Origin of the sequence: Leucobacter sp. USHLN153 (genome assembly GCF_037145615.1) — a bacterium.
GTDB lineage: Bacteria > Actinomycetota > Actinomycetes > Actinomycetales > Microbacteriaceae > Leucobacter.
Genome location: NZ_JBBCXE010000002.1, coordinates 52973 through 67937 on the forward strand (window position 1 = coordinate 52973; position 14965 = coordinate 67937).

14 protein-coding genes are annotated in these 14965 nt (G+C 70.0%); 12 read left to right on the forward strand and 2 right to left on the reverse strand.

The annotated features are described in order from the left end of the window. Window positions 1-121 precede the first annotated feature (121 nt). Window positions 122-979, forward strand: a complete 858-nt coding sequence (gene nadE, locus WFH00_RS03415) for an ammonia-dependent NAD(+) synthetase (protein WP_336659224.1) — start codon at window positions 122-124, stop codon at window positions 977-979. Continuing rightward, window positions 976-1503, forward strand: a complete 528-nt coding sequence (gene msrA, locus WFH00_RS03420; protein WP_336659225.1) for a peptide-methionine (S)-S-oxide reductase MsrA — start codon at window positions 976-978, stop codon at window positions 1501-1503. The genes nadE and msrA overlap by 4 nt, the downstream gene beginning before the upstream one ends. A gap of 67 nt (window positions 1504-1570) precedes the next feature. Here msrA and ssb read toward each other — a convergent pair whose 3' ends face one another. Then, on the reverse strand, window positions 1571-2197 hold the full coding sequence (gene ssb / locus WFH00_RS03425; protein WP_336659226.1) for a single-stranded DNA-binding protein: 627 nt from the start codon (window positions 2195-2197) through the stop codon (window positions 1571-1573). Between the two features lie 268 nt (window positions 2198-2465). On the opposite strand from ssb, the gene WFH00_RS03430 reads away from it, so the two are divergent. From WFH00_RS03430 to WFH00_RS03440, 3 genes are all read left to right on the forward strand, one after another. Then, window positions 2466-2978 (forward strand): DUF6993 domain-containing protein, encoded by a 513-nt coding sequence (locus WFH00_RS03430; protein WP_336659227.1) that lies wholly within the window; start codon window positions 2466-2468, stop codon window positions 2976-2978. 86 nt (window positions 2979-3064) lie between these two features. Further along, window positions 3065-4747, forward strand: coding sequence for an energy-dependent translational throttle protein EttA (gene ettA, locus WFH00_RS03435; RefSeq protein WP_336659228.1), 1683 nt, complete (start codon window positions 3065-3067; stop codon window positions 4745-4747). 10 nt (window positions 4748-4757) lie between these two features. After that, window positions 4758-5225, forward strand: a complete 468-nt coding sequence (locus WFH00_RS03440; protein WP_336659229.1) for an acyl-CoA thioesterase — start codon at window positions 4758-4760, stop codon at window positions 5223-5225. Window positions 5226-5281: 56 nt separating this feature from the next. Here the strand turns inward: WFH00_RS03440 and WFH00_RS03445 are convergent, their stop codons facing one another. Beyond that, window positions 5282-6163, reverse strand: coding sequence for an acyl-CoA thioesterase (locus WFH00_RS03445; RefSeq protein ID WP_336659230.1), 882 nt, complete (start codon window positions 6161-6163; stop codon window positions 5282-5284). A 74-nt stretch (window positions 6164-6237) separates the two neighbouring features. On the opposite strand from WFH00_RS03445, the gene WFH00_RS03450 reads away from it, so the two are divergent. From WFH00_RS03450 to WFH00_RS03480, 7 genes are all read left to right on the forward strand, one after another. Then, complete coding sequence (locus tag WFH00_RS03450) at window positions 6238-6885, forward strand: hypothetical protein (RefSeq protein WP_336659231.1); 648 nt, start codon at window positions 6238-6240, stop codon at window positions 6883-6885. 73 nt (window positions 6886-6958) lie between these two features. After that, complete coding sequence (gene rpoZ / locus WFH00_RS03455; RefSeq protein WP_336659232.1) at window positions 6959-7240, forward strand: DNA-directed RNA polymerase subunit omega; 282 nt, start codon at window positions 6959-6961, stop codon at window positions 7238-7240. Between the two features lie 148 nt (window positions 7241-7388). Next, window positions 7389-8582, forward strand: coding sequence for a methionine adenosyltransferase (gene metK / locus WFH00_RS03460; RefSeq protein WP_336659233.1), 1194 nt, complete (start codon window positions 7389-7391; stop codon window positions 8580-8582). Window positions 8583-8591: 9 nt separating this feature from the next. Continuing rightward, window positions 8592-10775 carry a hypothetical protein gene (locus tag WFH00_RS03465; protein ID WP_336659234.1) on the forward strand — a complete coding sequence of 728 codons (2184 nt, stop codon included), beginning with the start codon at window positions 8592-8594 and terminating at the stop codon, window positions 10773-10775. Between the two features lie 67 nt (window positions 10776-10842). Then, window positions 10843-11769, forward strand: a complete 927-nt coding sequence (locus WFH00_RS03470) for a methionyl-tRNA formyltransferase (protein ID WP_336659235.1) — start codon at window positions 10843-10845, stop codon at window positions 11767-11769. Then, on the forward strand, window positions 11766-13292 hold the full coding sequence (locus WFH00_RS03475; protein WP_336659236.1) for an RsmB/NOP family class I SAM-dependent RNA methyltransferase: 1527 nt from the start codon (window positions 11766-11768) through the stop codon (window positions 13290-13292). The genes WFH00_RS03470 and WFH00_RS03475 overlap by 4 nt, the downstream gene beginning before the upstream one ends. A 219-nt stretch (window positions 13293-13511) precedes the next feature. Further along, window positions 13512-14960 carry an MFS transporter gene (locus WFH00_RS03480; protein ID WP_336659725.1) on the forward strand — a complete coding sequence of 483 codons (1449 nt, stop codon included), beginning with the start codon at window positions 13512-13514 and terminating at the stop codon, window positions 14958-14960. Window positions 14961-14965 lie beyond the last annotated feature (5 nt).

Consider the following 14965-nt stretch of genomic DNA (forward strand, 5'->3'; position numbering starts at 1 on the left):
GACGGGTCGCGGGGCGCGACTCGGGTTGCGCAGCGGGGTTGGCGCGGACCATACGGCAGGGTGCGACTCCGCGACGAATTCATGAAATGTGGACGCAATAACAGGGGAGTAGGGTGATCGCATGAGTGAGATGCAGCAGCGGATCAGCAGCGCGTTGCAGGTGCACGCCGATGCCGACCCGGCGCGCGAGATCGAGCGTCGCGTCGAGTTTCTGGTGGAGTATGCGCGGTCGGTGCCGACGGTGCGGGGCTTCGTGCTGGGTATCTCCGGCGGGCAGGATTCGACGCTGGCGGGTCGGCTCGCACAGCTCGCCGCCGAGCGGCTTCGTGCGGAGGGCCGCGAGGCGGAGTTCTTCGCGGTACGGCTGCCGTACGGGGTGCAGCACGACGAGGACGACGCGCAGCTCGCGCTGCAGTTCATTCAGCCGGACCGCACGCTGACCGTCGACATCAAGCCGGCGACGGTCGCGCTCGTCGACGCGGTGGACGCGGGTGCCGCAGGCGCTGGCGACGAGAAGTCGACGACCGACTTCAATCGCGGCAACATCAAGGCGCGCATGCGCATGGTGGTGCAGTACGCGATTGCCGGGGACCGAGGGCTGCTGGTGCTCGGCACCGACCACGCCGCTGAGGCGGTCACGGGTTTCTACACCAAGTTCGGAGATGGCGCCGCTGACGTGGTGCCGCTCGAGGGACTGACGAAGGGGCAGGGCGCCGCCATGCTGCAGGAGCTCGGCGCGCCGGATCGCCTCTGGCAGAAGGTGCCCACCGCCGATCTGCTGGACGACGACCCCGGGCAGACCGACGAGTCGAGCCTCGGCGTCAGCTACGCGGAGATCGATGCGTATCTGTCGGGCCGCGAGGTGCCGACTGCGGCTGCCGAGAACCTGGAGCGCCGCTACCGCGCCTCGGAGCACAAGCGCCGGATGCCCGTCGGCCCGGACGATCAGTGGTGGAAGCAGACGGAGGGAGAACGATGAGTACGACGACCTATGTACTCGCAGGAGGGTGCTTCTGGTGCCTCGACGCGGCGTACCGTGCGCTCCGCGGCGTGACCGACGTGGTCTCGGTGTACACCGGAGGAAGCGTCGAACAGCCGAGCTACGACGCCGTCTGCACCGGCACGACGGGGCACGCGGAGGCGGTTGCGGTGACGTTCGACCCGGAGACCATCCCGTCGGACGTGATTCTCGACGCGTTCTTCACGATGCACGACCCGACCCAGCTCAACCGCCAGGGCAACGACGTGGGCACGCAGTACCGTTCCGCGATGTTCCCGGCAGATGCCGAGCAGCGCGCTATCTTCGAGGCCGCTCGCGAGCGCGCGGCTGAGCTGTGGCCGGGGGAGATCGTCACGACGATCGAGCCGCTCGGTGCCGTGTACACGGCGGAGGAGTACCACCAGGACTTCTTCGCGAAGAACCCGACCCAGGGGTACTGCCTCGCCGTGGCGGTGCCGAAGGTGAACAAGGTGCGCGCCTCGTTCGCCGAGTACCTGCGCTAGAGCAGGTCGGCTCCGCTATGCCGCATAGGGGCGCGCCTCCGCTGTGCCGCTGAGGGGAGCGCCCCAGCTATGCCGCTGAAGGGAGCGTCTCCTCGGTGGCGCCATCTGCGTCCGCGGTCGAGACGGGCTGATCGCCGTTCTCGCTGGCGGTGTCGCTCGCGCCAATAGCGCCACCCTCCGATGTCGCGGCAAGCCAGCCGACCTGCTCGGTTCCCGCGGTCGACTGGCCGAAGGTGCCGTCAGTGCGCTCCGCACCGTCCGCCGCTCCGGCACCGCCGCTCGACGCGTCCGACGACGGGCTTCCCTCGCTCGCGGTGCCGCCCGGCGCCTGGCTCGCGGCCGGGCGCCTCGTGAATCGGGTGACGCCCCAGCGCAGATCGTGCCCGACCGCGTCCGCCTCGATGTCGACGCTCGTGCCAGACTTGTCGTCCTTCTCCCAGTGGCGCACGCGAAGCCGCCCGTTCACCACGACGCGGTCGCCCTTCGCGAACGACTCGGCCGCGTGTTCCGCCATCGTGCGGAAGGTGTTCACCGTGAACCAGTTGGTCTCGCCGTCTACCCATTGCTTTCGCTCGGTGTCGAAGCGACGCTCGGTGGACGCGAGCCGGAACGAGCAGAAAGCCGCGCGCCCGGGAGGTGCGATCAGCTTGGGGACAGTGGCGACGGTGCCGACGACGCAGAGGGGCTGACTCATGTTCTCTCTCCATTCACTCAACTCGACCGGATGCGGCGAGCAGACAAAACTCTCGGGTGGTGCGGGCGGCCCGTGCCGTGCGAAGTCCGGGCCGCCCGCTGAACACCAGAATGGACGCGGAGATCGGTCGCGCGCAGCGATCCGCCCGCAATGGGGACAACTCGGGATACTGCGCACCGAAGCCCACACTGTGGAACAGTCATGCATGATCCTGCTGACCTCAGTGAATGGCCAGTTATGTCGTAGCGCCACCTCCTAAACTGACCGCGTGAACACTGCGTCATCGTCCCGCCGCCGCTCCATCGCTCTCGCGCTCGCCGCAGGACTGATGGGCACCGCGCTGCTCAGCGGCTGCAGCGTCATCGAGCCGCTCATCAAGCCGCTGATCGAGGGCCCGACCCCCGAGACGCCAAAACGTGAGACCCCGGCGAGCCCCGAGCAGGCGCCCGAGTTTGTTCCCGGCGGCACGGCCGAGCAGAACCTGCCCTACTTCACCGAGGTGCTCCGCACGTACAGCAAGGGTGACGCCCCCGTGCAGGGGGCGAGCATCGTGCAGGCGGTGACGGAGGCCGGCTTCGATCCCGCGATGATGCAGGTGAGCTTCGACCGCAGTAAGACCGGTCTCGTCGCCGACAACATCTTCGTGTCGGTGCGCTTCGGAACCGACTGTCTCATCGGGCAGATGGTCACGGCGGATCGCAGCTTCGTGGCGAAGAACGAACCCGCACTGGGCCCGAACAAGGACATCTGCCTGATCGGGGAGACGGCGCCCATCGGCTGATCGGCCGCCGGGCGGTAGAGTGGTGGCGATCCGCATCCCTTCGTTCCCATAAAGGAGTTCGGGGCGCCCCGCGCCCGAGTGTGTCTATGGCTGAGTACATTTACCAGATGGTTCGCGCGCGCAAGGCGCACGGCGACAAGGTGATCCTCGATGACGTGACAATGGCGTTCCTGCCGGGCGCGAAGATCGGTGTGGTCGGCCCGAATGGCGCCGGTAAGTCCACGATCCTGAAGATCATGGCAGGCCTCGACACGCCGTCGAACGGCGAGGCGATCCTGACGCCGGGGTACTCGGTCGGCATCCTCATGCAGGAGCCGGAGCTCGCCGAAGACGAGACCGTGCTCGAGAACGTGCAGCGCGGCGTCGCGGAGATCAAGGGCAAGCTCGACCGCTTCAACGAGATCTCGCTCGAAATGGCGAACCCCGATGCCGACTACGACAAGCTGCTGCCAGAGATGGGCGAGCTGCAGGAGGCCATCGACGCGGTCGACGGCTGGGACCTCGACAACCAGCTCGAGCAGGCGATGGACGCGCTGCGCTGCCCGCCGGCCGACGCCATCGTCTCGAACCTCTCGGGCGGTGAGAAACGCCGCGTCGCGCTCTGCAAGCTGCTGCTCGAGAAGCCCGACCTGCTGCTGCTCGACGAGCCCACGAACCACCTCGACGCTGAGAGCGTGCTCTGGCTCGAGCAGCACCTCGCGAAGTACCCGGGCGCCGTCATGGCGGTGACGCACGATCGCTACTTCCTCGACCACGTGGCCACCTGGATCTGCGAGGTCGACCGCGGCCGTCTCTACCCGTACGAGGGCAACTACTCCACCTACCTGGAGCAGAAGGCCGCTCGTCTCGAGGTGCAGGGCAAGAAGGATCAGAAGCTCCAGAAGCGCCTCAAGGAGGAGCTGGAGTGGGTGCGCACCAACGCGAAGGGGCGCCAGGCGAAGTCGAAGGCGCGTCTCGCGCGCTACGAGGAGATGGCGGCGGAGGCCGAGCGCACGCGGAAGCTGGACTTCGAGGAGATCCAGATCCCCGCGGGCCCGCGTCTCGGCAACCTCGTGCTCGAGGCGAAGGACCTGAACAAGGGCTTCGACGGTCGCACGCTCATCGATGGCCTCTCGTTCTCGCTGCCCCGCAACGGCATCGTCGGTATCATCGGCCCGAACGGCGTCGGCAAGACCACGCTCTTCAAGACGATCGTCGGGATCGAGCCGCTCGACGGGGGCGAGCTCAAGATCGGTGAGACCGTGAAGCTCAGCTACGTCGATCAGACCCGAGGCGGCATCGACCCGAAGAAGACGGTGTGGGAGGTCGTCTCCGACGGGCTCGACTACATCCAGGTCGGCAACACCGAGATCCCGTCGCGCGCGTACGTCTCGACGTTCGGGTTCAAGGGACCGGATCAGCAGAAGCCCTCCGGCGTGCTGTCGGGCGGTGAGCGCAACCGCCTCAACCTCGCGCTGACGCTCAAGCAGGGCGGCAACCTGCTGCTGCTCGACGAGCCGACGAACGACCTCGACGTCGAGACGCTGACGAGCCTCGAGAATGCACTGCTCGAGTTCCCGGGCTGCGCCGTGGTCATTACGCACGACCGGTGGTTCCTCGACCGCATCGCGACGCACATCCTCGCCTACGAGGGCACCGAGGAGAACCCCGCGAGCTGGTACTGGTTCGAGGGCAACTTCGAGGCGTACGAGGCGAACAAGATCGAGCGGCTCGGTGCCGAGGCGGCGAAGCCGTCGCGCGTCACCTACCGCAAGCTCACGCGCGACTAGGGAGTGCCGCATGCCGCGGACGCACATCGACCTGGAGCTGCGCTGGGGCGATCAGGACGCCTACGGGCATGTCAACAACGTGGCGTTCGCGCGCTTCCTCGAGGAGGCGCGCGTGCGCACGTTCTGGCTCGGCTCAGGGCGCGAGCGCACCGGGATGGAGCGGCACTTCCGCACCGATGACCCGCACGGCCCGAAAATGCTCGTCGCGAGTCAGCAGATCGAGTACCTGCGGGTGCTCGAGTACTCGGAGCACCCGGTCACGATCGAACTGTGGATCGGACGCCTCGGCGGATCGAGCCTGGAGGTCCACTACGAGATCGTGGATGGGGCTTCCGTGGAGCGCTCGGTGGTGGCACGGGCGATCTCGCACATCGTGACGGTCGACGGGACGACGCTCGCCCCGGTGCGACTGACCGGCGAGGGTCGCGCCGCCGCGGAGGCGTGGACCGACGAGCCGCTGCTGCTGCGTCGAGGGTGAGGCTGGCGCTCAGCTGAGGCGAGGGCCGCTGGGGCCCGCGCTCCAGGCCCCTGTTCTCACGCCTGTTCGGGAGCGCCGCCGGCGAGGCGGACCATGCCCTCCTGCGCCACGCTGGCCACGAGCTCACCGTCGCGGTTGTAGAAGCGACCGTGCACGAGGCCGCGGCCGCCCTGCGCGGTCGGGGAGTCCAGCTCGTAGAGCAGCCACTCGTCGACCCGGAACGGGCGGTGGAACCACATGGCGTGGTCGAGACTCGCCGCGCGCAGCCCCGGGGTCGCCCACGGAATTTCGTGCTGGCGAATGACGGGCTCGAGCAGCAGATAGTCGCTCGCGAAGGCGAGCGCGGCGGCCTGGAGCAGCGGCGGCTCGTCGAAGGTCTCTCGGCTGCGCATCCACACGCGTTGCCGCGACGTGCGCTCAGCGACGCGCAGTACGACGTCGGACTCGACATAGCGGAAGTCGAAGGGTCGATTCAGCATCCACGAGGCGCGGCCGTCGCCGGCGAGCTGCCCGTACTGCTCCCAGACGGTCGGCAGGCTCTCGGGGTCGACGATGCTCGACATGTCGATCGGCTGCTGGTGCTCGAGGCCGTCATCCACGGTCTGGAACGACGAGATCATCGACATCCTCGCCTCGCCGTGCTGGTACGCCTGCACACGTCGGGTGGAGAACGAGCGACCGTCGTGCAGACGGTCCACCTCGAACGTCATGCGGGTGGCCCCGTCGCCCGGTCGCAGGAAGTAACCGTGCATCGAGTGGATGGCCCGATCCGCCGGCACCGTGCTGCCTGCCGCCGCGATCGCCTGACCGAGCACCTGGCCCCCGAAAGACTTGCCGGAGGGATTCGGCAGAGAGCGGCCCGTGAGCACGTCGTAGCGGGTGCGTGCTTCGGAATCGAGCACGGTGACCATCTCGAGCAGGTTCGGCGCTGCGGTCATGGGAACCTCCGTTGTCTGCACTCGGAAATGCTCACCCCAGTCTAGGGCGGCGCCTCCGGCTAGACTCGTGCACCATGCCCGCCACCCTCACGTTCGCCGACGCGGCAACGCGCGACGACGTCAAGATCTTCCTCGAACGGCTGCTCCGGGCTGGGCAACCCGACGTGCGAATCACGAGCCAGGGGAGCACGCTCGCCGTGTTCGGCTGCACGCAGGCGCCGCGAGGGATCACCGACCCCGTTGCCGTGGTGCTCGTCATGCGGGCGTTCGGGCTTGCCGAGCCGCCTGAGGCGCCCATCGATGCCACCGTGCCGGGGCGCGCCGTGCTCGACCGGCTCGCGCGCCTCGGTATCGCGGGGCGCACGCTCGAACTCCCGGACTCGGCTCCCATCGCGGCGTGGGCCGGCGTGCTTCCCCCGGCGTCGGGCTGGTCACCGGCGGGAACCCTCGACGCGGGTTCGGTGCTCGCCGTCGCGGCCGACGGGGTGGCGCGGGTTGCGGCGGCGCTCCCGGAGCAGCCGGGCGACGCGGTGGTGCAGCGCGTGCGGGCCTCCGTGTGGGGCCTTGAAATGGCGCCCGGGATTCCCGCTGCGGCAGCCTTTGCGGCGGACGCGCTCGGTTTCGTGCGAGCGGAAGAACCGGTGCGGATCGCCCGCTCGCTCACGTGGGTCAGGCTCACGACGGATCGCGGGCACGTGCTCGTTCGATCCTTACTCGGCTGAGCCGTCACCCCGAAGCCTCAGCGGCGCCCCAGAACCTCAGGTAAGATGGCACGGTCAACTAGAGGAGTGTGTAATGGCCAACCCCAACGGCATCATCGACCCGCCCATCGACGATCTGCTCGAGAAGGTCGATTCGAAGTACGCCCTGGTGGTCTTCGCTTCGCAGCGTGCCCGTCAGATCAACGATTACTACACCGACTTGCACGACGGCAATCTGTTCGACAACGTCGGCCCGCTCGTCGACTCGTCGGTGGACGACAAGCCGCTGTCGATCGCCCTGCACGAGATCGTCGAGGGCAAGCTCACGATGACGCGTCGCGAGGAGCAGGCCGCGGAGCTGAGCGAAGAAGCGTAATCTTCCGCTGCGCGGCGGAGTGAATGTTACTGCGCGCCGCAGCAATGTCGGTGGCGTCGGATACCCTGAACAGGGTCCGACGCCATCGGCGTTTTCTCGGGTCGGTACCGCCATCCGGCCCCCTGTCCGCTTCCATTTGAGGAGTCCCGTGCCGCTGCGCCAGTTCACTTCTGAATCCGTCACCGAAGGCCACCCCGACAAGATCTGCGACCGCATCTCGGACACGATCCTCGATGCGATGCTCGAGCAAGACCCGGGGGCGCGTGTCGCCGTCGAGACGCTCGTGACGACGGGTCTCGTGCACGTCGCCGGCGAGGTATCGACCACCGGTTACGTCGAGATTCCGCAGCTCGTGCGCCAGGCCGTGCGCGAGATCGGGTACACGAGCTCGGAGATGGGCTTCGACGCCTCGTCGTGCGGAGTATCGGTGTCGATCGGTCAGCAGTCGCCCGACATCGCCGGCGGTGTCGATACGTCGCTCGAGATGCGCAGCGGCGAGGGCGACGAGGACGCGCTCAACCGGCAGGGTGCCGGGGATCAGGGCATCATGTTCGGCTTCGCGACCGACGAGACGCCCGAGCTGCACCCGCTGCCGAGCTGGATCGCGCACCGTCTCGCCGAGCGACTCACGGAGGTGCGCAAAAGCGGGGAGCTGCCCGAGCTGCGGCCCGACGGCAAGACGCAGGTCACCATTGGCTATGACGGGGATCGAGCGGCGAGCGTCGAGGCGGTCGTCGTCTCCACGCAGCATCACGCCGACATCACCCAGGAGGCACTGCGCGACGCCGTCGAGCACCTCGTGATTCGCCCGGTGCTCGAGCGGGTGGAGCTGCCGAGCGCCGATGCCTCGCTCTTCATCAACCCCGCAGGGCCCTTCGTGGTCGGCGGTCCCATGGGGGACGCGGGTCTCACCGGTCGCAAGATCATCATCGACACGTACGGCGGCGCAAGTCGTCACGGCGGCGGCGCGTTCAGCGGCAAGGATCCGTCGAAGGTCGACCGCTCCGCTGCTTACGCGATGCGCTGGGTGGCGAAGCACGTGGTGCGGGCGGGGCTCGCCGCCCGGGCCGAGCTGCAGGTCGCGTACGCGATCGGTCGGGCGCACCCCGTCGGGCTGTACGTGGAGACCTTCGGCACCGAGACCGTGCCGCTCGACCGCATTGAGCGTGCCGTGCGCGAGGTGTTCGACCTGCGTCCGCTCGCCATCATCCGCGACCTCGAGCTGCTGCGTCCGAACTACGCGAAGACGAGTGCCTACGGGCACTTCGGTCGCGAGCTTCCCGAGTTCACCTGGGAGGCCACCCCGCGCGTCGCCGAACTGCGGGCCGCCGCCGGGCTCTAGGCGGCGTTCGTGACGGCACCTTCAGACGGCGTGGGCGGCGGGGGTTCGCGCGCTGACAGCGGGGCGCAGCGCGCTGAAGCTGGCACGTCGGCGTTCGACCGAGCCGAGGGGGCGGCGGGCCGGCCGGTCGCGCAGGTACTCCTCGACTCCGCGCTCCCGCAGCTCGACCACCTGTTCGACTACGCGATCCCGCCCGAGCTCAGCGACGAGATCCGCGTGGGCCAGCGGGTGCGCGTCCCGTTTCGTTCCCGCGAGCGCAAGACCTTCGGCTACGTCATCGGCTTCGTGGACCGCAGCGACTTCGGGGGTGAGCTGCAGCCGATCGCCGATCTCGTGACGACGGTGCCGCAGCTCACGCCGGAGGTGTGGCGGCTCGCGCGGGCGGTTGCGGATCGCGCGGGGGGATCCGCGGGCGACATTCTGCGCCTCGCAATCCCGACGCGCCAGGTGCGGGTGGAAAAGAAGCACCTCGCCGCGGCGTCGGCCAGTGCGTCGGCCGCGGGCGCTGACGAGGCGGACCGCGGGAGCGACGGTGACGTCGAGGGCGCGGAAGCGACCGAGGCGGAGGCCGTCGCGATCGCCGAAGCCGCGGTGCGAGAATCGGGCGGTGCTGCGGAGAACCCGACTCCTGAAGGCACGATCGCGGAGCAGCTCATCGGCGGCGCTCGGCTCGCGCTCACAGCGTCGCACGGCCCGGAGCGCCTGCACACGGGTGAGTGGGTCGGCGGCTGGGCGGCGCAACTCGTCCGCATCGCACTCGGCGTGTACGCGCTCGGGCGCAGCGCGATCCTCATCGCTCCTGACTATCGTGACCTCGACCAGCTGCGCGATGCACTTGCAGCGCTCGGGCACGAAGACATCGTGCGCGTCGACTCGCGACAGTCGAACGGAGATCGCTACGCCGGGTTCCTTCGGGCGCTCGACGCTGAGCCCCGGATCATCCTCGGCAATCGCTCCGCGGTGTACGCGCCGGCGCAAGCGCTCGGCGCCGTGCTGATGTGGGACGACGGCGACCCCGTGCTGGCGGAGCCGCTCACGCCGTACGTGCACGCGCGGGACGCGGCGCTGGTGCGCGCCGAGCAGTCGGGCGCGGGCCTCTTCTTCGCGGGGCACACTCGCAGCGCCGAGGTGCAGCGCCTCGTGGAGCTCGGGTACGTGCGCGCGCAGCAGAACCCGCCGAGGCGAGCGCGCATCGTGCACGCCGACGCCTCGCTTGCGCCCGATGCCTTCGCCGGTCGCGTGCCCGAGTTCGCGGCGCGCACCATTCGCGAGGGACTGCGCAGCGGCCCGGTGCTCGTGCAGGTCGCGACGCCCGGCTACGCGCCGATCGCGGTGTGCGCGGACTGCGGCGACCTTGCGCGCTGCGCGGTATGCGGGGGGCCTATCGGCTTCCGAGCGGTTGGGCGCGCCTCGTGCCGGTGGTGCGGGGAGCATCCGACGCGGTGGCAGTGCGGCACGTGCGACGGGCGCACGCTCGTAGAGCGCGGCATGGGGTCCGGACGCACCGTCGAGCAGTTCGAGCGGCAGTTCGCGGGCGCGCGCGTGTTGCTGAGCGACGGCGAGCATCCGCGGGAGCGCGTGGACGGGCGGTCCGCGATCGTCGTCGCGACCCGCGGTGCCGAGCCGCTGGCCGCCGGGGGATATCGCGCGGTCGTTCTGCTCGACGCCGAGCGGCTCCTGAGTATCGAGACGCTGCGCGCGGGCGAGGACTGCCTCCGCTGGTGGGAGAACGCGGCGGCGCTCACCGCGCCCGACGGCATCTGCCTCATGGCCTCTGGTGGCGGGCCGGTCGTGCGAGCGTTCGTGACGGGCCGCGTCGACGAGTGGCTGCGCGGCGAGCTGCGGGACCGGCAGGCGCTGCGCTACCCGCCCGCGGTCCGCGTCGCGAGTGTGAGCGGCGGGCCCGATGAGGTGGAGCGGGCGCTGGCGCAGCTCGAGGGGATGGCCGGGGTCGACTTTCTCGGCCCGGCGCCGCTCCCGGCCGGCGGGCCCGCCAAGACGCCGCAAGGACTCGTGCGCGCGATCGTGCGGTGCGATTACGGTCACGGTGCTGAAGTCGCACGGCGCCTGCGGGGTGCACTGGTCGCCGATGCCGCGGGATCCGCCTCTCGCACCCGGGGGAGCACGCCCGGTCGCGCCCGACCCGAGGCGCTCCGTCTCCGCTTCGACGACCGCGGCGTCTTCGACTCCTGAGGCGCGCGCTGGACGCTGCTCGCCGAGGGTGGAGTGACGCCCGCACAGCGAGTGGGAGAATAGACGGATGCGCATCGTTTTCGCCGGAACCCCCGAGTTCGCCGTGCCCAGCCTCCACGCGCTGGTCGAAGCGGGGCACGAGGTCGTTGGCGTGATCACGCGTGAAGACGCGCCGCTGGGGCGGAAGCGGATCCTCACCCCGTCACCCGTGGCCGCCGCGGCCGAGGCGCTCGGCATTCCAACGCACCGCGCGAACCGCCTCGGCGACGCCACGACCGAGTGGGTGCGCGACCTCGCCCCGGAGCTCGGCGTCATCGTCGCATATGGCGGGCTCGTGCGGGAGCCGCTGCTCAGGCTCCCCGAGCGGGGGTGGATCAACCTGCACTTCTCCGAGCTCCCGCGATGGCGGGGTGCGGCGCCGGTGCAGCGCGCGCTCGAGGCGGGAGAGCAGCGCCTCGGCGTCACGGTCTTCCGGCTCGTCGAGGCGCTCGACGCGGGTGATGTGCTCACCCGGGACGAGCGCGAGTACCCCGAGGGAACACCGGCGGGAGCGGCGCTCACCGACCTCGCGACGTTCGGCACGGCCGCGCTGACGGCGGCGGTCGAGTTGCTGGCGCAGGATCCGGAGGCGGGTACCCCGCAGCTCGGGGAGGCGACGACGGCGCGGAAGCTCTCGCGCGAAGACGGCAAGCTCGACCCGACCCGGTCGACGAGCGAGGTGCTCGCGCACTGGGCGGGCGTGACCCCGGAGCCCGGCGCGTATGTGCTGCACGACGGCGAACCCCTGAAGCTGCGGGAGCTGCGGCGGGCGGCGGCGGCTGACGGCGCAGGGCAGGCGCCATCTCCTGGGACGGTGTCGCTCGACGGCGGCGCCGCGGTGCTCGCCCTCGCCGACGGCGCGCTCGAACTCGTGCGTGTGCAGCCCGCCGGTAAGGCGGCCATGGACGGCGCCGCCTGGCTCCGCGGTCGCGGCGGAAGCGCGGTGATCTCGTGAGCGCGGCACCAGGTTCGGGCTCGCGTTCGCGCTCGGGTTCCGGTTCGGCAGCAGGCTCGCGATCCGCCTCCGCGCGATCCGCATCAGCGCGAGTATCCGCGGCCCGCCTCGTCGCCTACGACGTGCTCCGCGATGTCGAGGATCGCGAGGCGTACGCGAACCTCGCCCTTCCGGCGCGGATCCGCGAGGCCGAGCTCGACTCACGTGACGCCGGTCTCGCGACCGAGCTCGTCGGCGGCACGCTGCGGTGGCGCGGCCGCTACGACCGCATCATCGAACTCGCGGCGAAGCGCGGCATCGACGACATCGACGCTCGCACGCGCAACGTGCTCCGCCTCGGCGCGCACCAGCTCCTCAGCATGCGCACGGCCGCCCACGCCGCGGTGAACGAGAGCGTCGAACTGCAGCGCCGCGTCGGCAATCGCGGGGCAGCGGGATTCGTGAACGGCGTGCTCCGCACGATCGGCCGCGCGGAGAGCGACGAGTGGGACGCACGTATCGTCGAAACCGCGCCCGACGCCGACCATGCCCTCGCCGCCAGCACCTCGCACCCGGTCTGGATCGTCCGCGCCCTGCGCGATGCGCTCCGCATGGAGGGGCGAGCCGACGAGCTCGACGCCCTGCTCGCCGCCGATAACGCGTCACCCCGGGTCAGCCTCGCGATCCTGCCCGGCGCCGGCGTCACGCCCGATGAGGCGGCGGATCAGCGCGGCGCCGAGCAGCGGGATGCCGACCACCCCATCGCCGACCACCCCGACACTCAGGCGCTCGAGGCCGCGGGCCCCTCGCCGCTCGGTCTCGAACTCGCCGGTGGCGATCCGCTGCTGGCGATCGATGCGATCGGCGCAAGGCGAGGCTACGCGCGGGTGCAGGATCAGGGCTCGCAGCTCGCGGCGCTCGCGCTCACCCGGTATCGCAACGCGCGTCCCGGCGAGCGCTGGCTCGATCTCTGCGCGGGCCCGGGCGGGAAGACCGCGGTGCTCGGCGCCGAGGCGCTCGCCGCAGGCGCGACCGTGCGCGCGAACGAGGTGTCGGAGCACCGCGCGGAACTGGTGCGGCGCTCGGTCTCGGGCGTCTCGCGCGCCGTGGAGGTCGTGTCGCACGACGGCCGCTCCGAGGCCGCCTTCGGCGCTGAGAAGTTCGATCGCATCCTCGTCGACGCGCCGTGCTCGGGGCTCGGTGCGCTCCGCAGGCGGCCCGAGGCTCGGTGGCGCAAGCAGCCCTCGGATCTTCCGGAGCTCGCGCAGCTGCAGGGCGAGCTGCTCGACGCGGCGGTGGATCACCTCGCGCCCGAGGGGGTGCTCGCGTACGTGACGTGCTCGCCGCACCTCGCGGAGACCCGGGTCGCCGTCGAGCGACTGCTGCGCCGACACCCCGATCTCGTGGAGCTCGACGCGCGGGCCACCGTTGCGCGCGTGGCGCGCGGTGAAATCGACCTCGCGGGCAAGGCGCTGAGCGCCCAGCTCTGGCCGCATCGTCAGGGCACTGACGCGATGTTCATCGCGTTGTTCGGCTGGCGCTGACGCGGCGTTCGTCGCGTTGTTCCGCTGGCGCTGACGCGGCGTTCGTCGCGTTGTTGGTGCGTCGCGGACGCGCGGGAAACGGTGCGGCGAGAATTTCCGCGCCGCACGTGCCCGCTTCCTCTGGTGCGTGTCGGCGGTCGCGCTTACCCTGTTCCCATGGCCGAGAATCTCGGCGCGGCGGCAGCGCAGCCCTCGCGTCCGATCCCGCCTGCGGGCGGCATGCGCACGTTCTTGCACGTGCTCGTGAACACGGCGGTTGCGAACCTCACGACGAACTTCCTGTGGTTCGCGGTGGTGTTCTGGGTGTACCTCGAGACGCGCAGCATTCTCGCGACGGGCGTGCTCGGCGGCATCTACATGATCCTCGTCGCCGTCTGCTCGATGTGGTTCGGTTCGCTCGTCGATCGCCTGCGCAAGCGCCGCGTCATGCTGCTCTCGGCGTGGTGCTCGCTCGTCGCCTTCTTGCTGGGGTGCACGCTGTACTTCACGGTGCCGAGCAGCGAGCTACTGCGCCTCGACCGCCCCTGGTTCTGGCTCTTCACGCTGGTGGTGCTCGCGGGCTGCGTCGTTGAGATCCTGCGGAACCTGGCACTCGCGACCACGGTGACGCTGCTCGTTCCCGTAGACCGCCACGCGAACGCGAACGGCCTCGTCGGGACCGTGCAGGGGCTCGCGTTCATCGCGACGAGCGTGTTCAGCGGTCTCTCGGTCGGCCTCCTCGGCATGGGCGGCACGATAATCATCGCGACCGTCATGACCGGCGCTCCGATCATTCATCTCCTGAGCCTCGGCATTCCGGAGCCCGAAATCGTGCAGGATCCGACGCGCAGCGCCGTCGACTTCCGCGGCGGATTCGCCGCGATGCTCGCGGTACCGGGCCTGTTGGCGCTCGTCTGCTTCACAACGCTCAACAACCTTTCGGGCGGGGTCTTCATGACGCTGCTCGATCCGTACGGCCTCGAGATGTTCTCCGTCGAGGTCTGGGGCATCGTCTTCGGGGTCGCATCGACCGGATTCATCGTGGGCGGCGGACTCGTTGCGAAGTTCGGGCTCGGCAAGAACCCGATCCGCACGATGCTCGTGCTCGCGGCGTTGCTCGGCGTGCTGGGAATGGTGTTCACGCTGCGCGAGTGGCCGTGGCTCTTCGTGGTCGGCATCTGGGTGTTCATGGCGATGATGCCGGCGATCGAGGCGGCGGAGCAGACGGTGATCCAGCGCGTCGTCCCGTTCGAGAAGCAGGGGCGCGTGTTCGGACTCGCGATGACGTTCGAGGCGGCCGCGGCCCCGATCACCGCGCTGCTCATCGCGCCGGTCGCCGAGTTCTGGGTGGTGCCCTACATGCGCGAGGGCGACGGCCGCGCGACGTGGGGCTGGCTGCTCGGCGAGGGCGATACGCGCGGTATCGCGCTGATCTTCGTGTGGGCCGGGCTCGCGATGCTGGTGATCGCGGTGGGAGCGATGTTCACTCGCGCGTATCGCACCCTGTCGCAGAGCTATGCGGCAGCGCCCGGTGCGGCGCCCGCCGCGGAGGAAGGAGACGAGGCGGGCCTGCAGACGGGCCAAGAGGCCGACCGAGAAGCCGACCGAGAGGCAGACCAAGAAGCCGACCAACCGGCGCCTCGCCGGGCGCGCCAGCAGGCGGAGCAGCGAGCCGAGGAGAAGCCCTAGGCTGG